Below are 291 nucleotides of genomic sequence, written 5' to 3' on the forward strand. Positions count from 1 at the left end.
CGCTTTGGATGGGGCCGTCCGGGCTTATCGCCATCCTTGCCGGATGGGTGACGACTGAAGTAGGACGTCAGCCGTGGGTGGTTTATGGCCTGCTGCGAACGCGTGATGCGGTTTCCGCGCACAGCACCTTGCAGATGAGCATCAGTTTGCTGGCCTTCTTTGTGGTCTATTCCCTGGTCTTTGGGGTTGGCTATATTTATATGATTCGCCTTATCCAGAAAGGGCCGCAGCCGGCGGAGACACCGACCGCTGAAACCGATGGCAGACCCGCGCGTCCTATCTCTGCCGTGG

General features: G+C 58.8%; 1 protein-coding gene. It reads left to right on the forward strand.

Annotated elements, in window-relative coordinates:
* On the forward strand, window positions 1–291 hold a 291-nt coding region (locus J4G32_RS20890; protein WP_210497589.1), incomplete at both ends, for a cytochrome ubiquinol oxidase subunit I.

It is taken from the genome of Microvirga antarctica (genome assembly GCF_017921815.1).
GTDB classification, from domain to species: Bacteria; Pseudomonadota; Alphaproteobacteria; order Rhizobiales; family Beijerinckiaceae; genus Microvirga; species Microvirga antarctica.